Origin of the sequence: Pseudoalteromonas sp. LC2018020214 (assembly GCF_016598755.1) — a bacterium.
GTDB classification, from domain to species: Bacteria; Pseudomonadota; Gammaproteobacteria; order Enterobacterales; family Alteromonadaceae; genus Pseudoalteromonas; species Pseudoalteromonas distincta.
This window is the reverse complement of the sequence record NZ_CP066804.1, coordinates 3,237,538-3,260,961: the sequence shown is the minus strand read 5'-3', so window position 1 is coordinate 3,260,961 and position 23,424 is coordinate 3,237,538. Positions and strand designations below refer to the sequence as shown.

General features: G+C 40.0%; 22 protein-coding genes. 9 read left to right on the top strand and 13 right to left on the bottom strand.

Annotated elements, in window-relative coordinates:
* Positions 1–6: 6 nt before the first annotated feature.
* From rpoD to rsmD, 5 genes are all read right to left on the bottom strand, one after another.
* Positions 7–1,857 carry an RNA polymerase sigma factor RpoD gene (gene rpoD, locus JG479_RS14505; RefSeq protein WP_002957800.1) on the bottom strand — a complete coding sequence of 617 codons (1,851 nt, stop codon included), beginning with the start codon at positions 1,855–1,857 and terminating at the stop codon, positions 7–9.
* Positions 1,858–2,247: 390 nt separating this feature from the next.
* Positions 2,248–3,999 carry a DNA primase gene (gene dnaG / locus JG479_RS14500; RefSeq protein ID WP_165744708.1) on the bottom strand — a complete coding sequence of 584 codons (1,752 nt, stop codon included), beginning with the start codon at positions 3,997–3,999 and terminating at the stop codon, positions 2,248–2,250.
* A 244-nt stretch (positions 4,000–4,243) separates the two neighbouring features.
* Positions 4,244–4,690 (bottom strand): GatB/YqeY domain-containing protein, encoded by a 447-nt coding sequence (locus JG479_RS14495; RefSeq protein ID WP_007376027.1) that lies wholly within the window; start codon positions 4,688–4,690, stop codon positions 4,244–4,246.
* A 19-nt stretch (positions 4,691–4,709) separates the two neighbouring features.
* Positions 4,710–4,925 carry a 30S ribosomal protein S21 gene (gene rpsU / locus JG479_RS14490; protein ID WP_002957797.1) on the bottom strand — a complete coding sequence of 72 codons (216 nt, stop codon included), beginning with the start codon at positions 4,923–4,925 and terminating at the stop codon, positions 4,710–4,712.
* A gap of 145 nt (positions 4,926–5,070) precedes the next feature.
* A complete protein-coding gene (rsmD, locus tag JG479_RS14485; RefSeq protein WP_200219559.1) occupies positions 5,071–5,676 on the bottom strand; it encodes a 16S rRNA (guanine(966)-N(2))-methyltransferase RsmD in 606 nt (201 codons plus the stop codon).
* A 207-nt stretch (positions 5,677–5,883) separates the two neighbouring features.
* Here rsmD and ftsY point away from each other — a divergent pair, with 207 nt between their 5' ends.
* The 4 genes from ftsY (at position 5,884) to rpoH (ending at position 10,821) form a co-directional block, all read left to right on the top strand.
* A complete protein-coding gene (gene ftsY / locus JG479_RS14480) occupies positions 5,884–7,896 on the top strand; it encodes a signal recognition particle-docking protein FtsY (RefSeq protein WP_200219558.1) in 2,013 nt (670 codons plus the stop codon).
* 87 nt (positions 7,897–7,983) lie between these two features.
* On the top strand, positions 7,984–8,661 hold the full coding sequence (gene ftsE / locus JG479_RS14475; protein ID WP_002957793.1) for a cell division ATP-binding protein FtsE: 678 nt from the start codon (positions 7,984–7,986) through the stop codon (positions 8,659–8,661).
* Positions 8,658–9,644: a permease-like cell division protein FtsX gene (gene ftsX / locus JG479_RS14470; RefSeq protein WP_002957792.1), complete on the top strand. Its 987-nt coding sequence runs from the start codon at positions 8,658–8,660 to the stop codon at positions 9,642–9,644. The genes ftsE and ftsX overlap by 4 nt, the downstream gene beginning before the upstream one ends.
* Before the next feature lie 313 nt (positions 9,645–9,957).
* The gene (gene rpoH, locus JG479_RS14465; RefSeq protein ID WP_002957791.1) at positions 9,958–10,821 is read left to right on the top strand and encodes an RNA polymerase sigma factor RpoH; all 864 of its coding nucleotides are present in this window, start codon (positions 9,958–9,960) and stop codon (positions 10,819–10,821) included.
* Positions 10,822–11,164: 343 nt separating this feature from the next.
* Here the strand turns inward: rpoH and JG479_RS14460 are convergent, their stop codons facing one another.
* The 4 genes from JG479_RS14460 to gpmM are packed head-to-tail and all read right to left on the bottom strand — an operon-like array spanning position 11,165 to position 15,963.
* Positions 11,165–11,926 (bottom strand): divergent polysaccharide deacetylase family protein, encoded by a 762-nt coding sequence (locus JG479_RS14460; RefSeq protein ID WP_200219557.1) that lies wholly within the window; start codon positions 11,924–11,926, stop codon positions 11,165–11,167.
* 49 nt (positions 11,927–11,975) lie between these two features.
* A complete protein-coding gene (locus tag JG479_RS14455) occupies positions 11,976–13,241 on the bottom strand; it encodes a S41 family peptidase (RefSeq protein ID WP_200219556.1) in 1,266 nt (421 codons plus the stop codon).
* Between the two features lie 34 nt (positions 13,242–13,275).
* Entirely contained in the window at positions 13,276–14,415 is a 1,140-nt protein-coding gene (locus JG479_RS14450) for a murein hydrolase activator EnvC family protein (RefSeq protein WP_024603730.1), read from the bottom strand.
* Between the two features lie 3 nt (positions 14,416–14,418).
* Positions 14,419–15,963 (bottom strand): 2,3-bisphosphoglycerate-independent phosphoglycerate mutase, encoded by a 1,545-nt coding sequence (gene gpmM, locus JG479_RS14445; RefSeq protein WP_002957786.1) that lies wholly within the window; start codon positions 15,961–15,963, stop codon positions 14,419–14,421.
* Positions 15,964–16,613: 650 nt separating this feature from the next.
* On the opposite strand from gpmM, the gene JG479_RS14440 reads away from it, so the two are divergent.
* From JG479_RS14440 to gpsA, 4 genes are read left to right on the top strand one after another with little or no spacing between them, the layout of a single operon-like run.
* Positions 16,614–17,045 carry a rhodanese-like domain-containing protein gene (locus JG479_RS14440; protein ID WP_002957784.1) on the top strand — a complete coding sequence of 144 codons (432 nt, stop codon included), beginning with the start codon at positions 16,614–16,616 and terminating at the stop codon, positions 17,043–17,045.
* Between the two features lie 31 nt (positions 17,046–17,076).
* Positions 17,077–17,334: a glutaredoxin 3 gene (gene grxC / locus JG479_RS14435; protein ID WP_002957783.1), complete on the top strand. Its 258-nt coding sequence runs from the start codon at positions 17,077–17,079 to the stop codon at positions 17,332–17,334.
* A 34-nt stretch (positions 17,335–17,368) separates the two neighbouring features.
* Positions 17,369–17,854: a protein-export chaperone SecB gene (secB, locus tag JG479_RS14430; RefSeq protein WP_002957782.1), complete on the top strand. Its 486-nt coding sequence runs from the start codon at positions 17,369–17,371 to the stop codon at positions 17,852–17,854.
* Positions 17,855–17,857: 3 nt separating this feature from the next.
* Positions 17,858–18,865, top strand: a complete 1,008-nt coding sequence (gene gpsA, locus JG479_RS14425) for an NAD(P)H-dependent glycerol-3-phosphate dehydrogenase (protein WP_200219555.1) — start codon at positions 17,858–17,860, stop codon at positions 18,863–18,865.
* Positions 18,866–18,933: 68 nt separating this feature from the next.
* On the opposite strand, the gene trmL is transcribed toward gpsA, so the two are convergent.
* Complete coding sequence (gene trmL, locus JG479_RS14420; RefSeq protein ID WP_002957780.1) at positions 18,934–19,398, bottom strand: tRNA (uridine(34)/cytosine(34)/5-carboxymethylaminomethyluridine(34)-2'-O)-methyltransferase TrmL; 465 nt, start codon at positions 19,396–19,398, stop codon at positions 18,934–18,936.
* Positions 19,399–19,558: 160 nt separating this feature from the next.
* On the opposite strand from trmL, the gene JG479_RS14415 reads away from it, so the two are divergent.
* On the top strand, positions 19,559–20,422 hold the full coding sequence (locus JG479_RS14415; protein WP_076914922.1) for a cation diffusion facilitator family transporter: 864 nt from the start codon (positions 19,559–19,561) through the stop codon (positions 20,420–20,422).
* Here the strand turns inward: JG479_RS14415 and JG479_RS14410 are convergent.
* The 3 genes from JG479_RS14410 to JG479_RS14400 are packed head-to-tail and all read right to left on the bottom strand — an operon-like array spanning position 20,385 to position 23,418.
* Positions 20,385–21,332 carry an alpha/beta fold hydrolase gene (locus tag JG479_RS14410; RefSeq protein ID WP_138489704.1) on the bottom strand — a complete coding sequence of 316 codons (948 nt, stop codon included), beginning with the start codon at positions 21,330–21,332 and terminating at the stop codon, positions 20,385–20,387. The two genes, JG479_RS14415 and JG479_RS14410, sit on opposite strands and share 38 nt — an antisense overlap.
* 3 nt (positions 21,333–21,335) lie before the next feature.
* The gene (locus tag JG479_RS14405; protein ID WP_002957777.1) at positions 21,336–22,751 is read right to left on the bottom strand and encodes an ATP-binding protein; all 1,416 of its coding nucleotides are present in this window, start codon (positions 22,749–22,751) and stop codon (positions 21,336–21,338) included.
* Entirely contained in the window at positions 22,729–23,418 is a 690-nt protein-coding gene (locus tag JG479_RS14400; protein WP_002957776.1) for a response regulator, read from the bottom strand. Before JG479_RS14400 ends, JG479_RS14405 begins: the two co-directional genes overlap by 23 nt.
* Positions 23,419–23,424: the final 6 nt, after the last annotated feature.

Genomic DNA, 23,424 nt, shown 5'->3' with positions numbered 1-23,424 from the left:
CTAAAATTATTTAGCGTCTAAAAAGCTTTTCAGTAAATCTGAGCGAGAAGGGTGGCGTAATTTACGCAGCGCTTTTGCTTCTATTTGACGAATACGTTCACGTGTTACGTCAAACTGTTTACCTACTTCTTCTAAGGTGTGGTCGGTATTCATATCAATACCAAAACGCATACGTAGTACTTTAGCTTCACGAGCTGTTAAGCCTGCAAGTACATCGTTAGTTGCGCCACGAAGAGATTCCATTGTTGCCGAATCGATTGGCGAATCAATAGTTGTATCTTCGATAAAGTCACCTAAGTGAGAATCTTCATCATCACCGATTGGTGTTTCCATTGAAATCGGCTCTTTAGCAATCTTAAGTACCTTACGGATTTTATCCTCAGGCATCATCATGCGTTCTGCTAATTCTTCTGGATTTGGCTCACGACCCATTTCTTGTAACATTTGACGAGAGATACGGTTAAGTTTATTAATCGTTTCAATCATATGCACAGGGATACGGATTGTTCTTGCTTGGTCAGCAATAGAGCGTGTGATTGCTTGACGTATCCACCACGTAGCATAAGTAGAGAACTTATAACCACGGCGATATTCAAACTTATCAACCGCTTTCATCAGACCAATGTTACCTTCTTGGATTAAATCTAAGAATTGTAAGCCACGGTTTGTGTATTTTTTAGCAATTGAGATTACAAGACGTAAGTTAGCTTCAACCATTTCTTTTTTCGCACGGCGTGCTTTCGCCTCACCTATGCTCATTCGACGGTTGATGTCTTTAATACGCTCAATGCTTAAACCTGTTGTTTGTTCAATAACAGATAATTTATTAATGCTACGAATGATTTCTGGCTTAACTTCTTCAAGTTTAGCTGAATACTTTTCGTTACCTGAAATTTCTAAATCAACCCAAGAAGCGTCAGTTTCGTTATTAGCAAAATGCTTAACGAATGTTTTCTTTGGTAATTTAGCAATTTGAACAGCTTGCTTCATGATTAGGCGTTCTTGAACACGAACACGATCCATCATTTCACGCATGTTATTTACCATGCGGTCAAACTGTTTAGGTATTAATTTAAATGTTCTGAAAAGCTCACCAATTTCAAAAATGGCTGCTTGTGATTCAGGATGCGAACGACCTTTAGCTTCAAACGTATCACGTGCTTTATTATATAAATCACGTAAATTTTCAAAATGAATACGAGCTTCTTCAGGATCTGGTCCTGTGTCTATCTCTTCTTCATCTTCATCATCGCTATCAGCATCATCTTTGTCATCTTTATCGTCGTCCTCAAGTTGCTTAGCACTTAATTCTGAACCGATGTTAGTTGCTGAAATTGGCGCTGTATCTTCATTAGGATCGATAAAGCCAACGATAATATCGCTTAAACGCATTTCTTCAGCTTCAAACTTATCCCACTGCTCTAGTAGGTAAGTGATTGCTTCAGGGTACTCTGCAACAGAAATCTGTACTTGATTAATGCCTTCTTCAATACGTTTAGCGATTACAATTTCGCCTTCACGTGTAAGAAGTTCAACAGTACCCATTTCACGCATGTACATGCGAACTGGATCCGTTGTACGGCCGATTTCTTTTTCTACAGTCGCAAGGGCTGCTGCGGCAGCTTCAGCTGCGTCTTCGTCTGTCGTTGTTTCTTGCATCATTAATTCATCAGCATCAGGCGCGTTTTCGCTAACCTTGATACCCATGTCATTAATCATGCTTATGATATCTTCTACTTGATCTGAGTCTATAATGTCTTGTGGAAGGTGATCATTTACTTCTGCAAAAGTTAAGTAGCCTTGCTCTTTACCTTTCTGAATCAGAAGTTTTAATTGTGACTGAGGAGTTGGATCCATAGAGATTGTTTCTTCCACTCTGATAAGTTGATACAACAGGCGCCATCATGTAGTTTGCATTAAAGCTAACTAGAATAATGTGACGCAGTGAATAGCACAGTATAACAGTTTAAATCAATTTTGACTAGGGTCTGTTGGTCTTTCAGGATTAAAGTTTGTTCTATCCAAGGGTGGTTTAATCGCGGCGCGAGGTTTGTAACCTAGTGGGCTAAGTAAAAACCGAGCAACAAAGAATAAACCTCCCTTGGGTCGAACCCAAAGGGCAGCGCGTGTTTGGCATTTATGCTGCGTTATCGCCTATTTATGTGGAATAACCACACTACATAGGCTCTGTCTTGTCTAAATACCAAACACACTGCTGTAAACTTAACTTCGAAAGATAAACAGACCCTAACTGTTAGTCGCTTTTAACGCTGTCATTAACAAATGACACTCAAGCCTTTCATCGCTACTGAGGCCTTGCGTCTTGTCCTTTATTAATAGGGTCTCGAGTCGATAATTTAAACACTGATCTTCAATAAACTTGAAAGTATTTTTAAAAACCGTCTCTAAACGTTCTTCATTTATCTCATGTTGCCACGTTGCAAGCTTGATTAATGGCTCGTAATCTTCAGTTCCTCGAAAAAACTCGAGCAGTTGCGCTGTGGTCACATTTTCTTTTTCTAAAGCTTGTTCTTGTAATCGTAATAACAGCCCTATGCCAGCAATGTTCATTTGTGCAAGCTCAGGTAAATACGGCACACTTTTAGCTAAATTAGGGTGCTGGATCAATATACCGATAGCTTGGCGCATAGGTGTTATTTTAAATTTACGTTCAATAGAGTGTTGCTGTTTAGGCGTTTTTAAACGGCTATTCAACTGCTCACGCGTTCTGCCAATTAAGCGTCCTAATTGTTCAAGAATGTTTTCTTGATAAAACTCACTTGGAATTTTTTCAATTAGTGGAAGTGCTGCACTAAGAAGTTTAGCTTTTCCTGAATCGAGTGTTAAATCAACTTCTTGGCTTAATTTATTAAACAATACTTTGGTAAAGTCATCTGCTTGGCTTAGGCGCAATTCGAATTGCTCCTTACCTTCTTTTTGTACAAGCGAGTCAGGGTCTTCGCCATCTGGTAAAAATGCAAATTGTAGTGCTTTACCATCGTTTAAATAAGGGAGTGCATTTTCAAGTGCCCGCCAAGCAGCATCACGGCCAGCCCTGTCGCCATCGTAACAACAGATTACTTTATCAGTAGTTCTAAATAAAGTGTGCATGTGCTCGCTTGTTGTTGCTGTCCCCAGTGATGCAACTGCATATTCAATCCCTTGTTCAGCTAAGGCAACAACATCCATATAACCTTCAACAATCATTACATGATCAAGTTTTTTATGGGCTTGCTTTGCTTCGTAAAGTCCATAAAGCTCAAAGCCTTTATGGAAAATTCGGGTTTCTGGCGAGTTTAAATATTTTGGCCCTTGGTCGGCTTGCATTACACGCCCACCAAATGCAATAACGCGTCCGCGTTTATCGCGAATAGGGAACATTAGGCGATCGCGGAAAAAATCAAATTGTCTGCCTGGTGTTTTTTCTGAAGCGAGCTTTAGCTCAACCAATTGCTCTTTTTGTTCTTTATTACGACCAAGCTGTAGGCATAGCCCATCCCATTCACTGGGAGCGTAGCCAATCATAAATTTTTTAACAGTTTCACCGCTTAAACCACGGCCTTTAACATACTCAATAACAGCAGCAGAATTACTATGGTGTTTTAATTGGTGCTGATAAAAGCGAGCAGTATGAAGCATTAAGTCGTAATCGGAGCGCTTTTGCGCAGCCGTACGCTCTGGTGCTGAATTTGCGCCTTGTTCTCGAGGTACTTCTAAATTAAGCATGCTGGCTATTTCTTCAATAGCATCTACAAACTCTAGCTTTTCGTACTCCATTACAAACGAAATAGCATTACCATTAGCGCCACACCCAAAGCAGTGATAAAACTGTTTGTCTTGCGATACAGTAAATGAGGGAGATTTTTCGTTATGAAATGGGCAGCAAGCTTGATAATCCTTACCTGCTTTTTTTAGACCTACTTTTGAGTCTATCAGGTCGACAATATCGGTTCTGGCAAGTAAATCGTCTATAAAGTTACGTGGGATCTTTCCGGCCATTAGTAAAATACAGTCCTGAAATAATAAGAAGAAGAACGAATATGAAATTTACTTTTTTATACTTGCTTGATGCAAAATATAGTGTGCTTTAACTTACCAAAATGACAGCGAAATAAATAGGGAAGCTATAAAAAAGTTCATTTCAAAGTAACCTAATCGGTGTACTTTTTATTAAAGTTAAAAACAAAGAAACCGAGCGCTAGGCTCGGTTTACTTCAATCATACTTTAATGTATGTGGGAGTATTAGGCAGTTAATCTTTGCTTAATTAAACCAGAAATCTTACCCATATCGGCTCGACCTTCAGCTTTGCTTTTGATTATACCCATTACTTTACCCATGTCTTGCATACCTGCTGCATTAGTATCAGCAATAGCCGCGTCAATGAGAGCAATTATTTCTTCTTCACTCAATTGTTGAGGTAAAAAAGTTTCAAGCGCTACTATTTCATTGGCTTCAATATCAGCTAAATCATCACGCCCAGCATCTTTGTACTGAGTGTAAGAGTCACGACGTTGTTTAACAAGCTTCACTATAACGGAGGTAATACCTGCGTCGTCTAGCGTTATTTGCTCGTCAATTTCACGTTGCTTGATTGCAGCAAGTACCATACGAATAGGGTTAAGACGTTGCTTGTCTTTAGCTCTCATCGCATCTTTTTGCGCATCTTTTAGCGTTATTAAAAGGCTCATTTATACAAGACCTAATATATTAGTATAATTTAACGCGACGAGCGTTATCACGAGAAAGTTTTTTCATGTGACGTTTAACTGCAGCAGCTTTTTTACGCTTACGCTCAGCTGTTGGTTTTTCATAGTGCTCGCGACGACGAACTTCTGAAAGGATTCCTGCTTTTTCACATGAACGCTTGAAGCGACGAAGTGCTACGTCAAACGGTTCGTTCTCTCTTACTTTAATTACTGGCATTAAAAATTCACCTACCTAAATTATGAGCGTTGCTCAAGTTGATCAAACATTGATCAAGTGGTTCAAAAATGGTGCGGTATTGTAATCCGAAGCAACACCACATGTAAAGGACAATATTAACAGAAACGCATTACGTTAAACAGTATTAATTTGCTTGTCGCTGGTACAGTTGGCAAAGTACTTGTCCCGCCTTTTTTTCTTTAATTAACAACCAGTTGCTTGATGTTTCTAAGGCGGCTAGCTCTGCCTCTACTTCAACATAAATTAATGCGTCGTTGCTTAACCATTGGTTTTTTTCTAATAAATCGCAGGTTGTTTGCGCTAAATCTTTACGAAATGGTGGGTCAACAAATACAAGATTAAAGGCTTCGTTTGTGTTTTTTTGCTCTAAAAAGGAGAGCGAATTGGTATGTTTAACGTATGCGTTGTCGAGCTTTAAAGTGCTAATATTTTGTTCTAATTGCTTAGCAGCTAATGAGTCGAGCTCGATAAATGTAGCGCTTTTAGCAAATCGAGATAGTGCTTCAAATCCCAATCCACCAGAACCTGCAAAACAATCAAGTACATTTGCGTCACGCGTATCTTGCATTAGCCAATTAAATACAGTTTCTTTAATTCGATCGGTAGTAGGTCTCAAGCCTTCTACGTTTTTAACAGGGAGTTTACGGCCTCGAAATTGACCACTAATCACTCTAATAAAGCCATCATTGGGCTTGTTAGCAGCTTTATTTTGCGTTGTTTTTTTTCTCATTTAGCTCACTAAAAAATGGTATATGGTATCTAGCTCAGATAATATTATGGGCGATTACGTGTAGCTTCATTTTTCAACCGTATTAAAAGTGTTACTATTGAACACTTACGTTTTGAATGGTTGTATTTATTAGCAACTATTGCTGGGCATTGCCAAGCTATTTCAAATTTTAGTTTATCAGATTTTTATAAGTGGTTATTAGCAAGTATGACAAAAAAAAGTAAATTCATGTCGTGGCTCGGTTTTGGCAAGTCAGATAAAAAAGAAGCAGAGCAAAAAGCAGCAGCTGATAAACAACAAGTATTAGCGCAAGAAGAGGCGCAGAAGCTAGAGCAAGAAAAACTAGCGCAGCAAGCTGAAGCTGATCGTTTAAAAGCTGAGGCTGAAACAGAGCGCTTAGAGCAAGAGCGTATCGCTGCTGAAAAAATTGAAGCAACACGTTTAGAGCAAGAAAAACTAGCGCAGGAGCAAGCTGAAGCTGAACGGTTAAAAGCAGAGGCTGAAACAGATCGTTTAGAACAAGAACGCCAGCGTGCTGAAAACGCGGAAAAGATTGCCATCGAGCAGGCCAATGCTGAACTGCTTGCAAAACAGCAAGCAGATGCCGAGGCGCAAAGACAAGAACATGCACAACGTTTAGCCGATCAAGAAAAAGAGATGCGCTTAAAGCAAGAACGATTAGCGGCAGAAAAAGTAGAGGCTGAGCGACTAGAGCAAATACGCCTAGAAAAACAAGATGAGGCAATCAAAGCCGAAAAGCTTGCAATAGAGCAAGCGAATGCTGAGTTATTAGCAAAAGAACAAGCGGATGCTGAAGCTCAAAGGCAAGAGCAGGCGAAGCGCTTAGCAGAACAAGAAGCGCAGATGCTTGAACGTATTGCAGCTGAAAAAGCAGAGCATGAACGTTTAGAGCAAGAACGCCTTGCAGCTGAAAAAGCAGAAAATGAACGTTTAGAGCAAGAACGCCTTGCAGCTGAAAAAGCAGAGAATGAACGTTTAGAACAAGAACGCCTTGCAGCTGAAAAAGCAGAGAATGAACGTTTAGAGCAAGAACGCCTTGCAGCTGAAAAAGCAGAGAATGAACGGTTAGAGCAAGAACGCCTTGCAGCTGAAAAAGCAGAAAATGAGCGTTTAGAGCAAGAACGCCTTGAAGCTGAAAAAGCAGAGAATGAACGTTTAGAGCAAGAACGCCTTGCAGCTGAAAAAGCAGAAAATGAGCGTTTAGAACAAGAACGTATCACAGCAGAACTTGCAATTGAAGAAGCTAAAAAAGCCGAAAAGCCAAAAAAAGAAGGGTTTTTCTCTCGTCTTAAAAAAGGCTTGTTAAAGACTCGCGTTAATATAGGTTCTGGTTTTGCGTCTATTTTTAGTGGAAAAAAAATAGACGACGAATTATTTGAAGATCTTGAAACTCAATTACTCACCGCCGATTTAGGCGTTGATACCACCATGAAGTTGATTGATCGTTTAACTGATGCAGCGAACCGTAAACAGTTAAAAGATGGTGATGCGCTTTATGAGTTAATGAAACAAGAAATGGCTGCGATGCTTAAAACGGCAGAACAGCCTTTAGTCATAAGCGAAGATAAAAAGCCGTTTGTTATTTTAATGGTAGGCGTAAATGGTGTTGGTAAAACAACGACTATTGGTAAAATGGCTAAGCAATTTCAAAACGAAGGTAAGTCGGTTATGCTGGCTGCTGGTGATACGTTTAGAGCGGCAGCTGTTGAGCAGCTTCAGGTTTGGGGTGAACGTAACAGCATTCCCGTTATTGCACAGCATACAGGTGCAGATAGTGCATCAGTTGTGTTTGATGCATTCCAAGCGGCTAAAGCACGTAATATAGACGTGTTAATTGCTGATACAGCTGGACGCTTGCAAAATAAAGATAATTTAATGCAAGAGCTTGAAAAAATAGCTCGTGTAATGAAAAAGATTGATCCTGATGCGCCGCACGAAGTGATGTTAACTATCGATGCAGGCACAGGGCAAAATGCAATTAGCCAAGTAAACCTGTTTAATCAATGTGTTGGTTTAACTGGTATTACGCTTTCAAAACTTGATGGAACTGCAAAGGGTGGTGTTATTTTTGCGGTTGCAGATAAGTTTAATATTCCAATTCGTTACATTGGTGTTGGTGAAGGTATTGATGATTTACGCGCTTTTAAAAGCGATGACTTTATTGATGCGTTATTTAGCCAAGATGAGGACGACGTTTAATTTACCAAAAAAGGGAGCTAGCTCCCTTTTTAATTGCGAGGAATACTAATTTCATTAATGTGTTAATGGAGTTGGCATAATAAAAAGATGATAAATTTTCAGCAAGTAAGTAAGACCTATCCTGGAGGGCACCGCGCCCTCGAAAAAGTTAATTTTCATATTAAACCGGGTGAACTTGCCTTTTTAACTGGCCACAGTGGTGCGGGTAAAAGTACGTTGCTTAAGTTAATTAGCTTAATGGAACGTCCTTCAGCAGGTAGTGTATTTATCAACGGTGTTGATTTAAACAAAGTAAACTCGCGTCAAATTCCTTATGCTCGTCGTGATATAGGTATTATTTTTCAAAATCATAGGTTATTAGAGCGCTATACTATTTTTGATAACGTGGCATTACCTCTCATTATTGAGGGGACTCACCATAAGCAAATAGCTAAACGGGTTCATGGTGCGCTTGACAAGGTAGGCCTAATTGACAAAGTGAAATGTCATCCTTCAATGCTCTCTGGAGGCGAACAACAACGTGTTGGTATTGCCAGAGCTATTGTAAACTCCCCACCAATCTTACTAGCTGATGAACCAACAGGTAATCTGGACCCAGAGCTTTCAATGGAAATACTCAAGTTGTTTGAAGACTTTAATAAACACGGTACCACTGTTCTTATCGCAACGCATGATTTGGGTTTGGTTGCACGTATGAAGTATCGTAGCTTAACCTTAAAAGATGGCCGTATGCTTCAAGACCCGCTTGCTGAGGGGGCACTATGAGTTTACTTTTTAAAGGTCGCCAAAATAGTAACGACAAGCAAAAAAAATCAGTATTAGCTGGCGGTTACTTTTTTATTATTAATATTTTTCGCCAAGGTGTGCATAGCTTAGGTGAAATGTGGCGCACGCCGCTTGCGTCTATGATGACTATCGCTGTACTTGGTTTGAGCCTAACGTTACCTGCAACACTTTACTTAGTCGTTAAAAACGTACAGCAAGTGAGTAGTGGCTTTGAAGAGGCGAGTGAAATATCGTTGTTCGTTAAAGAAAGTATGAACGAGCAAGAAACGCAAACATTAGTAAAGCGTTTAGCACTTTACCCAGAAGTGGAAAGTGTTGAGTTTATTTCAAAACAACAGGCATTAACTGAATTTAAAGATGTATCTGGCTTTGGGCAAGCTTTAGAGTACTTAGATAAAAACCCATTACCGGATGTGGTACTCGTTACTCCTACAAAACGTCACAGACACCCAAATGCCGCTAAAGTACTGCTAACTAAATTAGAAAGTGAACGTGAAGTTGATTTTGGTAAGCTCGATATAGCCTGGTTAGAGCGTTTAAATGCATTACTAGATTTACTCAAAGAAAGTGTAATAACCATTGCATTATTACTACTTACCTCAGTGACACTTATTATTGGTAACACCATTCGTTTGTCGATCATGGATAAAAAAGAAGAAATACAAGTAATGAAGCTAGTAGGCGCAACGAACACCTTTATACATGCCCCATTTTTGTGGACCGGTATTTGGTATGGTGTAATAGGTGGTTTGTTTGCCTTTATATGCGTAGGACTGATGATGTGGTGGCTTTCAAGCGCTGTGAGCAGTGTGGCGGGGGTGTATCAAACAAGCTTTTCGTTAATAGGATTATCGCTTAATGAACTCGGCTTTTTAGTGTTACTTGCAACAAGCTTAGGATTTGTAGGTTCGTACCTTTCTGTAAATCGATATATTAAAGAAATAGAACCCGATAAAGTATAAAAAACCCTGCAAACTATAAGTGAACCAACCCAGCTTGATATGCGTATCGTATCGGACTGGGTTGTACCTCCGTTATTAAAACTGTCATATTTGTGTACTATCCTCCCATAAAGTAATGAGTTGTAAATAAGGTGATGCGGTTAGGTTAATTGGCTGCAATCCCTCAATTCATCACTTATTCAGTCGCTTGTAGTAGACTAAACACATACTAAAAACTGCTTGATTTATACTTTTAAAAAGTTTTAAATTGGGGTTAGCACTCTTAGAGAAAGAGTGCTAAGATAGTTTCAAATGTTTATCACCGAGGTGAAAAATGAGTAAAGATTTATACGCAATGGCACTTACAGTCGGACAACAAAGCGCAAGCATGGACGGTTACCTTCAAGCGGTAAGCACTATTCCTATGCTTAAAGTTGAACAAGAGCAAGAACTTGCTAAAAGACTTCAGGAAGAAGGCGATCTTAGTGCTGCCAAGCAACTCATTATGTCGCATTTACGCTTTGTAGCACATATTGCTAAAAGCTACTCGGGATACGGCTTACCACAAGCTGACCTTATTCAAGAAGGTAATATAGGCCTGATGAAAGCGGTTAAACGTTTTGACCCTACAGTGGGTGTACGTTTAGTGTCGTTTGCAGTGCATTGGATTAAAGCCGAAATTCACGAGTTTGTTCTTAAAAACTGGCGCATAGTTAAAGTTGCAACCACTAAAGCGCAACGTAAATTGTTTTTTAATCTTCGTAAAAACAAAAAGCGTTTAGGCTGGTTCAACCAAGCTGAGGTTAGCACTGTTGCTAGCGAGCTAGGTGTGAGTGAAAAAGAAGTACGTGAAATGGAATCGCGCATGAGCGGCCAAGACATGGGCTTTGACCTAACTGGTGACGATAACGACGATGCACCAACAAGTACATACTCTCCAGTACAGTATTTAACAGATGGCGCAGCAGACTTAGCTGACGACGTTGAACAAGAACAGTGGAAAGAGCAAGCGCATACTCGTTTATTTAGCGCACTTAAAACACTTGATGAACGTTCACAAGATATTGTTAGCGCACGTTGGTTGTCTGATGATAAAGCAACCCTTCAGGAGCTTGCACAAAAGTACAGTGTATCTGCTGAGCGTGTTCGTCAGCTTGAAAAAACAGCGATGAAAAAGTTACAAAGCGCTATGAGCTAATATTGCTCAAGCAGCAAAATTTAAAAAGCCCTGCATGAAAATGCGGGGCTTTTTACTTTTGAGTAGGTTGGTTTGAGCGAAGCGAAACCCAACCATAAAATATCTAATCAAGTAATACCGATACTCTGCATTATTAAATGGTTATACCAATCCGCAATAATACTTAATCATTTTGTGGGGTTAAACGTGTCGCTACCTGCGTTAAAAATTATCATTTAGAACAACTAAATAGCGAATTTTTTGCCTAGCTATCAACACGTTTTTCCGCCCTCAAAATAGACCACTTAATTAAGCGAATTGGTATTAGTTTATTATTCGGATATAGCATTATTTAAAGCTTATATTACCGAGCACTCACTCCTTTTCCCTCAGCATGCGCTAACTGAATGTACTTACGTTCAACTAATTGCGAAACCGGTACGAGTTCAAAACCTTGCTTAGTTAGCTCTGGTAAGGCATGGCGTAAAAATTCGATGGTTTCAGGGTAGGGATGAGCAATTGCAATGGCAAAGCTATGGGAAATGGCTAATTGTTTTAACTCTTCAAGCCTTAGCTGCAGTTGTTCTGGTGTAGTTATGTTGTCTAAAAACACTTGGCGACTAATATTAGCAACACCCAAAAAGTTAGCGGCATTTTGTGCCTGGCTCAAATCGGTTGTGCGACTATCTAAAAAATATAAATGACGCTTTTTAAGTACTTCCATTGTCCACTTCATAGCTTGGCTTTTTTGCGTAAGCGCTGAGCCCATGTGGTTATTAACGCCTTTAACTTGCGGTAAACTAGCGAGAGCTGTTCCAAGAGTTTGCTGAAGCTGCTCTTTATTCATATTTAAAGTAAGCGCACCAGGCCCTAGTTCTTTACCGTTAAGTGCTTGCATAGGTATATGAAGCAATAACTCTTTATTTGATTGACTGGCAAGTGTTGCAAAAATTTGCGAATAAGGGGTATGGGGCAAAATTGAATACGACAATTGCCCAGGTAAGGAAAGGAACTCTAAGTCCCGTTGATGATAGCCTATATCGTCTATCACTATTGCTATTTGCTTGGCGCTAATTGTTGCAGAGCTAAAACAAATAACTAATGTTAGCCATTTTATTATTTTCACGTTTATAGTTTTTATTATCTTTTTAGCTTTGTTTAACAGCTTATACAAGCTATTGCATGCTGAGTAATTGTTTGGCTTTAACCAACTGTAAATCGGTTAGATTACCAGTAAGTAATTGCGCATTATTGTTAGTGTGTTCATTTTTTATTATAACGGCTTTATTACTTTGTGAAAGGTTTGTTTGATTAACCGCCACATCTGGGGTTATTCCTATTCCATCAATCGATTTACCTAACGGTGTGAAGTATTTCGCTGTGGTGAGCTTTAATGCGGTATTGCCATCACCGAGTGGAATGAGTGATTGTACAGAGCCTTTCCCAAAAGATTGGCTGCCAACAATGGTTGCTCGTTTATTATCTTTAAGTGCTGCTGCGAGTATTTCGGCTGCAGAGGCTGAATTTTCGTTTATAAGCACAACTATGGGCGCATTTTTTAGAATGTCTCCACGCTTTGCATAAAATGCTTGGTTAGCATCGTAAAAGCGTCCTTTAGTCGTCACTATAGTGCCACTTTGTAAAAATAGGTCTGATACAGCCACTGCGCTTTGTAATGTCCCCCCTGGGTTATCACGTAAATCAATTACTAAGCCTTTAAGTGGGTAGCCAAAATGGCTTTGCAGGGCGGCAACTTGTAGTGCAACTTCATGTAATGTGTGGTTAGAGAAGTTATTGATAGCTATGTAACCAGTTCCAAAATCTAAACGTTCGCTTGTTACACTTTCGAGGTTTATTTGGCGACGTGTGACATGAAAAGTGAGTGGGTTTTTATTGTTATCGCGATTTACAATTATATCTATATTCGAAAATTCACTGTCTCTTATTAGTGTTGCTACTTCGTCGATAGTACGGTTTTGAGCTGCGTTGTTGTTTACACTTACAATAATATCGCCTGGTAAAATACCTGCCGCTTTTGCGGGCGAATTATTAACCACGTTAACAATAGTCATATTCTCGTCTATGTTTTTAACTTCTATACCAATACCTGTGTAACGACCATTTGTGTTATCAAATAATGAGGCTAATTCATACTCATTTAAGTACTTAGAATAGGAGTCGAGTTTTGAATATAAACGCTCAAACTGCTGGTTGTTATATTTAATATGGTGGCTATTTTGTAAGGTGAGATCTTCAACGTAATAGGTATGAATGTTAAAGAGTATTTCGTCTATTTGTTGTCTTTTAAGATCTTTAATTGAGCTTGCTAGTGCATTACTAGTAAAGGTAATTAGGGTTAGTAATACAAGCAAGTACAGACTTATATAAAAGTCTGCACTTTTTTTATTAACGGTATATATTGTGTGTTTTTTAGTTGTCATCAGCTGCTCCAAGGCGGTGCAGCGATTTATCTAATTAAATACGTTTGCACCATTTTACAGGATTTACTGCGCGTCCTTTGTGGCGTATTTCAAAGTATAGACCAGAACTTGCCTGTCCGCCGCTTTGGCCTACCAAAGCGAGGGTTTCGCCTTCACGTACCATATCCCCTACATCTCTTAGTAGCGTTTGAGCGTGGCCATATAGGCTCATAAAACCTTCACCATGGTCTACAACAATTACCCACCCATAGCCTTTTAGCCAATCGGCAAATACAACTTGGCCGTTGTGCACGCTATTAATATTAGTGCCTTCTTTTGCACCAATTAATACGCCTTTCCAATCAATACCACCATGTTTACGTTGGCCGAATGTGTGCTCTAACTTGCCTTTGCTCGGCCAGTCTAATTTGCCCTTACTCTTATTTAGGCCAAGTAGTTCTATTTTTTGTGTTTTTTCTTTTTCGAGCTCTTTAATCGTTGTTACTAAAGTTTGTTGGTTTTCTTTTAAATAATTTATTGAGCTTTTAGTGCTGTTGAGCTGAGCTTGTAAGTTTTTAAGATTAGCTTGGCGTTCACTTTGTGCATTAAGTAATGCAGTTTGGCGCCTTTTTTGTTCATCAAATAAAAGCTCTAGTTTTTCTTGCGTTTTAACGAGCTCTTCTTGGTTTTGTACTATTTGCTGTTGAAGATCTTTTAGATCTTCGATTTGTTCAATACGGGCTTTATTTAAGTAATTGTAATAGCTAAGTGTGCGCTCAAACTTGGCTGTGTCTTCTTGATTCAACAGCATTTTAGAGTAGTCGTCGCCACCGGCCATATAGGCACTTTTGAGTTGCGCGGCTAAAATTTTCTGAAACTGAGTGTGCTTTTTATCAAGCTCATCGGCTTTACTTTGTAACTCTTTTTGCTGTGTTTTAGTCTCTTTTACGGATTGCTCTGCCATGTTAAGTGCTTTAGCATTTTTAGCTATATCGAGTTCATGGCTTTTTAGATTTTTTTGTAGCGACGCTATTTTTTTTCTTTGGGCGTTATATTCAGCTTGGCTTTGCTCAAGTGCATTTTGAACCTCTGATAAATCTTTTTTAGTACGATCTTCATTAGCAACTGCAGATGCAGCCACTAATGAAGTTAGTATCAAACCGCACTTAATTAACCGGTTAATACGTTTATTCATGTGTTATTTCAACATCATGATAGGCGTACCAGTCATTTCTTTTGGTTGCTCCATACCCATTAAGTGAAGCATTGTTGGGGCTACATCACTTAAGGCTTTACCTTGCATTGGCTCTGCATCGCGACCTACATAAATAAAATGCACCGGTTCGCTAGTGTGGGCAGTATGTGCTTGGCCAGTTTTGAGATCAGCCATTTGCTCAGCATTACCATGATCGGCTGTAATTAGTGCTTCACCACCAAACTCTTCTAGTGCATCAACGACACGTCCGATACAGCTATCTACAGCTTCACAAGCTTTAACAGCGGCTTCAAATACACCTGAGTGACCAACCATATCGCCATTAGGGTAGTTACAAATAATAGCATCGTATTTACCGCTTTTAATTGCTTCTACTAGTTTGTCGGTTAGCATTTCTGAGTTCATTTCAGGTTGTAGGTCGTAGGTTGCTACTTGCGGCGAAGGAATTAGCTCGCGTGTTTCACCTTTAAATTCACTTTCACGTCCGCCACTAAAGAAAAACGTAACGTGTGCGTATTTTTCGGTTTCTGAAATACGAAGCTGTGTTTTATTATTTTTTTCAAACCATTCACCAAGTACGTTTATTAGTGGTGTAGGTCCAAATGCAACAGGTGCGTCTATATCGGCTGCATACTCTGTCATCATTACAAATGCGCTAAGCTCTGGCGTTCTTTTTTTAGTAAAACCATCAAATTCAGGCTCAACAAAAGCGCGGGTAATTTCGCGGGCTCTATCTGCTCTAAAGTTAGCAAAAATAACGGTGTCGCCATCGTTTATTGAAGCCGGAGTGGCACCTGTTGGCGTAATAGTCGTAGCTGCTACAAACTCGTCGTTTTCGTCGCGCTCGTACGCTGCATTAAGTGCTTCAACACCATTATCAAAGTTAAAGTCGCCTTCGGCGAGCGTCATTACGTTGTAAGCTTTTTCTACACGGTTCCAACGGTTGTCTCTGTCCATTGCGTAGTAACGGCCAATAAGTGATGCTAAACGTCCGCATTTAAGTTTACTAAATAACGCTTCAATTCGTTCGATTGATGCTTTTGCGCTACGTGGAGGTGTGTCACGGCCATCTAAAAATGCATGGAAATAGACTTCTTTAGCACCACGTTTTGCCGCCAGCTCAATACTTGCAACTATATGATCTTCATGGCTATGCACACCACCTGGGCTTAAAAGACCCATTATGTGAACCGCTTTACCAGCACTTACTGCTTTGTCTATGTTTTCAACTAAGGCTGGGGTTGAATCAAACTCGCCATCGTTAATTGCTTTGGTGATACGGGTAAAATCTTGATACACAATGCGCCCTGCACCTAAGTTTACATGGCCAACTTCTGAGTTACCCATTTGACCATCAGGAAGACCAACATCTAAACCCGAAGCAGATATTAATGTGTGTGGGCGGGTGGCCCATAAGTTGTCTAATACAGGTGTGTTAGCTGCAAGAATAGCATTACTTTGCGTATCTTCGCGGTGTCCCCAACCGTCTAAAATCATTAATACCAGTGGTTTTTTATGCTCTGTCATAATAGCTCCTGAAAATTAGTATCTGTTGATGGATACTGTGCACCTAAAAAGGTTTATTAGCGTGGTTTTAGCATACCGTGTTTTTAAGCTAGGATCAGCATTGAAAACAAGATATTAAATATTTTTACTTATACCTTATTGACTAACATGAACTCTGCTTGAGATAGATTTATTATCCAGAGTTCTGTTAACTATATATGGGGGGCTTTATCGTTTTTTAAACGTCTCTAAGTGCTCCTAAACTCGCATTTTAGGTTGGTTTGGGTATACTTGCGTGGCTAAAGTACAAAATCCTTAAAATATTAGGGCGTGTTGCACTTTGGTGGTTGAATTTGCAGCAGTATGTTTGGTTTTTAGGCAAGGCAGAGACTATGAAGTGTGGTTACTCCCCATAAATAGGCGATAACGTAGCATAAATACCAAACATACGCTGCCCGTTGGGTTCTTTCTAGGGACTATTACCTCTTTGTTGCCTACATGGATGTAGGTAAGGGGCGTGAGCAGGATGCGGAAGCTTTGCTCGGTTTTTACTTAGCCCACTAGGTTACAAATCTCGCGCCGCGATTTAATCGCCCCTAGATTGAACAAATTTCAATCCACAAAGGCCAACACGCCCTAGGTTTAAAACATAATTTCATAGTGGAAGTAGAATGGATCAATATATTGAATTTATTACAAATCATCCCATTTTAAGCCTTGCTTGGGTTGGTATTGTTTTCCTTATTGTTAGTGGCTGGATAAAAAGTAAGCTTTCAGCTGTTCGTCAAATAAATCCCCAGCAGCTTACGTTACTTATTAACCGTGATGACGGTCAAGTAATCGATATACGTGCGCAAAAAGAGTTTAATGCAGGGCGTATTTCTGGTGCTGAGCACTTAAGCCCAGAGAATGCGAAAAAATCTGACTTTTCAAGCCTTGAAAAGTACAAGACTAAACCCATTATAGTTGTATGTACTACAGGTATGACTGCCCAAGGTACTGCAGCCGCTATGAGTAAAGCTGGTTTTGAACGAGTTTACTTATTAGCAGGTGGCATGGGTGCGTGGCAATCTGCCAGCTTACCAACTACAACAGGTCGCTAACCAGTTTAGCTAGGCCGATAGAGGATTTATTATGAGTAATGTTGTTTTATACACCAAGGCGTATTGTCCATTTTGTCAGCGTGCTCTTTCGCTTTTAAACAGCAAAGGCGTTGAATACACAAATTATGATATTGGTGTGCAGCCTGAGCTACGCGATGAAATGATTGCCAAAGCAGGTGGTGCAAGCACAGTACCGCAAATTTTTATTAATGATGAACATATCGGTGGCTGCGACGACATGATGGCTATTGAAGCGCAAGGTAAACTTGACGCTAAGCTAAACGCTTAATTTAATTATAATAACGAACAAGTTAGGAATAACAATGAACGAAGAAAATCAAAACGTAGCAGCTGCAGAAGCTGGCGCACAATTTACTATTCAACGCATTTACACTAAAGATGTATCGTTTGAAACGCCAAACTCTCCGGCCATCTTTCAAAAAGAATGGACACCAGAAGTTAAGCTAGACCTAGATACACGCTCAAACAAGTTGGACGAAGGTGTATTTGAAGTTGTTTTGGCGCTAACTGTAACTGCATCTATTGGTGAAGAAACTGCGTTCTTATGTGAAATTCAACAAGCAGGTATTTTTACTATTGCTGAAGTTGAAGAAGTGCAACTTGCGCACATGCTAGGTGCATTTTGTCCTAACGTGTTATTCCCATATGCACGTGAAGCTGTTTCAAATCTTGTTAACCGTGGTACTTTCCCACAGCTTAACCTTGCGCCAGTTAATTTTGATGCGTTATTTGCACAATACATGCAACAACGTACTGCGCAAGCTGACCAGGCTTCAGCAGACGCATAACTTATGAGTACAGCAACTACAGCTGTTACTGTATTAGGGGCGGGGTCTTACGGCACCGCCCTTGCTATTTGTTTAGCCCGAAATGGTCACCAGGTGACACTTTGGGGAAGAAATAGCGACGACGTTGCCACGCTTGCAGCTGAGCGGAAAAATCAACGTTACTTACCTGATGCTCCTTTCCCAGATACTCTTACTCTTGAAGCTAACTTACAACATGCCGTTGCTAGCAGTGCTATTGTACTTGTTGTTGTGCCAAGCCATGCTTTTGGCGACACGCTTGCGCAGATAAAACCTGCATTGCAAGACGGTGCTAAAGTAGCGTGGGCAACTAAAGGGCTTGAGCCTAATACTGGACGTTTGTTACAAGAAGTTGCTTTGCAAGAATTAGGTGATGACATTCCACTTGCGGTACTTTCGGGTCCCACGTTTGCAAAAGAAATGGCGATGGGCTCACCTACAGCTATTTCAGTGTCTTCAACGTCACCTGAATTTGCGCAGCAACTGGCTGATTTACTTCATTGTGGTCGCTCATTCCGTGTGTATAACAATGATGACTTTATTGGTATACAGCTCGGTGGTGCGGTTAAAAATGTAATTGCAATTGGCGCCGGTATTTCGGACGGTGTAGGTTTTGGTGCTAATGCGCGTACCGCGCTCATTACCCGAGGCCTTGCAGAGCTCACTCGTTTAGGTTGTGCTCTGGGTGCTAAGCCAGAAACCTTTATGGGAATGGCAGGCCTTGGTGATTTAATACTAACCTGTACAGATAACCAATCACGTAATCGTCGATTTGGTTTGGCGTTAGGTAAAGGCGAGAGCGTTGATGCTGCTATTGAGTCTATTGGCCAAGTAGTTGAAGGCTTTAGAAACACTAAAGAAGTGTATTTACTAGCGCAGCGTGTTGGCGTAGAAATGCCAATCACTGAGCAAATTTATAAAGTACTTTATGAAAATAAAGACATGAAAGAAGCCGCTATGGCTCTTTTAGGACGAGAACAACGCGCTGAATAAGCGCTTGAGCTAGGCCTTAAATAAAAAACCGACATTATGTCGGTTTTTTATTGCCTAACGGATTATATTTACTGGGCGTTAGGGAAGCCCAACTGACGCCACGACTCGTAGACAAACACGGCGACTGCATTTGACAGGTTCATACTACGACTATTTGCTTGCATAGGAATACGTACACGTTGATCGTTTGGTAATGCTTGAATCATTTCATCAGGTAGGCCGCGTGTTTCAGGACCAAACACTAAACAGTCGCCAGCTTCGTAACTTGCTTCATGATGAAATTGACTGCCTTTAGTTGTACAGGCATACACTTTTTTAGGTTTGCATTTTTCAAGGTAGTCCTCAAATGAGGCATGGCGTTGAACATGGCTAAATTCATGGTAATCAAGGCCCGCACGTTTCACGCGTTTATCGTCCCATTCAAAACCTAATGGCTCAATTAAATGTAATGCGTAGCCAGTATTGGCACATAGGCGAATAATATTACCTGTGTTAGGCGGTATTTCAGGTTGGTATAAAACAATATCCAGCATAATGAGCCTTATAAAATAATCTGTAGTTTGACGAAGGGCAGTATACACGAAACCTTTTAAAAAAATGATATACTCAACACATTCAATACAGTGATTAATGGATACACGCGTGCATAACCGTAGCTACGAATTTTGGGTTAAAACTTCCAGCATTGTTACCATGGTCATGGTTAGCTTAATGATCGGCGCAAAAACATGGGCCTGGCTGGCTTCTGGCTCGGCTTCAATGCTTGGCTCGTTAACTGATTCGTTAATGGATATTACTGCCACCGCTATGAGCTTTTTAGTGTTGGGTTACGCACTGCGCCCAGCAGATGATGACCATAGATTTGGGCACGGAAAAGCTGAAGCACTTGCAGGACTTGGCCAAGCCGCATTTATTGCAGGATCAGGTTGCCTACTTGCTTTTCATGGTATTGAGCGATTATTTAACCCTATACAGTTAAGCCATTCTTTATTAGGTGTGTGGGTAAGTATTTTTGCTATTGCGTGTACGCTCGTCATTGTATTTGTACAAAACAAAGTGGTTAAGTATACCGATTCAATTGCTATAAAAGCCGACTCAGTGCATTACAAAGGCGATTTAATATTAAACGCTGCGGTGCTGTTAGCTATTTTGTTAGCTTATTATGGCGTGTTGTATGCAGATCCTATTTTTGCAATAGGTGTAGCGGGTTACTTACTTTATAACAGTTGGGATATAGCTCGCGATAGTGCTGATCATTTAATGGATAAAGAACTCCCTGATGATGAAAAACAAAGCATATTTGACATAGCCAGAGCCCATGCCGATGTACATGGTGTGCATGATATTCGTACTCGCCAAGGTGGAAAAGTTAAGTTTATTCAAATGCACTTAGAGCTTGATGATCATTTAAGTTTGATTCGCGCGCACAATGTGGCTGATGAAGTAGAGGCAATGCTCAAAGAACGTTTTGAGTCTGAGGTAGATATACTGATCCACCTCGACCCTTTGTCAGTACTTGTTAAGCCGTCACCGACTCACAAAATTGATAAAAGTTAGTTAATAGCGGCTTTCGAATTTCATCACGTTCAAAAAGTAGCTCGTGTTTAGCCCCTTCAAAACTCTCAATCGTTGCATGAGCATGCCTTTTTGCAAGACTGTACTGTGCTTCGTTGTTTACCACTGTATCGCTAGCTGCACTAGCTATAAACAAAGGGATTGGTACGTTTAGATTATCAACAGACTTTAAAAACGATATTGTAGCTGCTAGCCAGCCAAACGTAACGCCACCTAATTGTATGTTAGGTTCTAATTTATAGGTTTGCCTAAAGTAGGTGTAACGCTTCTCGCTGCTAGTAAGTACGTTTTCGGTAAATGGGATCGGGTTGTAGTTGCCTTGTCCAAATGCATAGCAAGAGTGTAAACCAAGTAAAGTGGCTAATTTAACAATGAACTTCGTTGGTATTTTTGGTACGTCTTTTGTAAAAATATCAAACATAGGAGCAGACAAAAACACGCCTTTATAGCTATTTTCAAATTTTGCTAAATAATCAATAGCAATGGCGCCACCCATTGAATGAGCCAGCATGACTTTTTTACCTTGCCAATGCTTTGAAACTATTTGCTGATCAAAGTTATTTAGGTCACTGCTGTAGTTATTATAATGTTTTACAAAGCCTTTATGTTTATTTTTAAGGTGCCTGTAAGAGCGACCCTGACCTTGATGATCCATAATAAACACAGCAAAATTATTACAATACAGCTCCCATAGCAGTTCTTTATATTTTTCTAGGCCTTCAATACGCCCTGTACTTACTACTATTGCGGTTGTCGCGTTTTTAGGGATTGCGTATGCGTAAAATAGCTTTCCTGATGGCGTATCTAAGTAGCTTTTAATTAAATTTTCAGTATAAAAAACATTAATGGCCTCTTGATTGCTCTCAAGCTGGGCTTCTGAACTATAAAACATGCTTTACTCTTTTATTAATGGCAAGGTTATATTAGCACACAAGCCACCTAGTTCTTTATTTGATAATACTAAACTGCCGCCATGCGCAGTAATAGCATTTTTAGCAATCGCCAGCCCCAAACCCGTGCCGCCACTTACGCGATCCCGCGCATCTGATTGCCTAAAAAAGGGCTCACAAAGCTTGCTCAGTTGATCATCTGGCACACCAGAGCCATCATCACATATTTCTATATAAATGGCATCTGTGTGCTTTAGAGTAATGCTAATTGTATTGTTTGCATATTTAATAGCGTTACGAAGTAGGTTTTCAAGCGCACTGGCAATAAGTGTTTCGTCGCAATTAATATTTACGTCTACAGCGCCCACTATATTGAGCTGCTTATTATTTTGTTTTGCTTCAAACTGCGCATCGTTAATAACGTGATCTACAATTATTTGTAATGATTGTTTTTGCAGTGAAAGCGCTTGGCTTTTTGCTTCTAAGCGAGAAACTTGCAGCACGTCGGCAATCATCTTATCAAGTTGGTTTGCTTCTTTTTCTATGCGTAATAAATACGATTGGCTAGCGTCGTTAGCTTGCATTTGTGCAAGACCGGTAGCCATTTTTAAACGCGTAAGGGGCGAGCGTAACTCATGTGATATGTCGGCTAATAAGCGTTTTTGTGAACTAATTAAAAGCTCTAACTGATTGGCCATACTGTTAAAGTCTCGCCCAAGTATTCCCAGCTCATCTTTTCGGTTTACAGAAATGTCGGCTCTTGCGCTTAGGTTGCCCGCTGATAGTTTAATAGCTGCTTTTTTAAGACTATTTATAGGGGCTATTAAGTTACGGCTAAATACAAAACTTAAAATAAGAGAGGCAACAATTGCGATGACTATTTTCATCCAATTAGGCATAAGCTTAAAGCGCATTAATAGCGGCGGTTGATGGTTAATATCTATTTCATAAAGATAAAAACTCCCTTCAGGCACGTTTATGTTAACAGGGCCGAAGGCTTGATATTTTTCAGTGAAAATAATTTGTGGTGACATATTTTGAGTAAAGTTTAATAAACTTAAATCGATGCTCTCTGGCACCTCTTTACTGCTAAGAGAGTCCTCGCTTTGAGCTGCGCTTAAGTATAAAAGTTTACGCTTTGATAGGCGAGGGTGTACTAATACATCGCTTAGGCTGCGCTTATGTTTAATAGCAGTGCGCTCAATACTTTTGGCGGTATATATTAGGTTTTTTTTCATAGGGCCATAAAGCGGCTCGTTAGTTACCGCGTTAATAGCGGTAATGTTACTTAAAAATATAAGCGCTGCAACGGTGCCGATTATAGTTAACCAAAACCAAATAAATATTTTAAAAAACAGGTAGTGCCCAGGGTGTTTTAACCAAGCAAAGTAAGTGCTTTTATTCGCCTTGGATAAAGACATAACCCGTACCTCTCATTGTTTTAATTCGCTCACCTGGAATATGCTCTGCTATTTTTTTGCGGATATTACTTACATGCATATCGATAGAGCGATCGAAAGAAGCTAAACGCCTACCTAGTACTTCTTCGCTAATTTGCTCTTTACTAACCACTTCACCTGCATTTTTACACAATAGCGTGAGTATTTCGTACTCTGTACCTGTAAGGGTTAGTGTAGAGCCGTCTATTGAGGCTTCTCGAGCTGCAAGGTTAACAGTAATGCCATTAACGAGTAACTTACTCGTTGTAGCTACATTTAAGCTATTAATGTGCTCAATACGGCGAGTTATCGCTTTTACGCGGGCTAGTAATTCACGATGATTAAAAGGCTTTGGAATGTAATCGTCAGCGCCTAGCTCTAGACCAAAAATACGGTCAAAGTCTTCACCTTTTGCTGTAAGCATTATTACCGGTGTGAGTTTTGTTTGCCTAAGTTGTTTAAGTACTTCAAAACCATCAAGCGTTGGTAACATTACATCTAGCAATATAAGGGCGTAGTCATTTGCTTGTGCTAGTTTAAGGCCTTGTTCACCGTCGTGTACGCTTTGTATTTCAAAGCCTTGGGCAGTTAAATATTCACTTAATAGCTCACAAAGGCCAGTGTCGTCATCAATCATTAATAGTTTCATTTACAA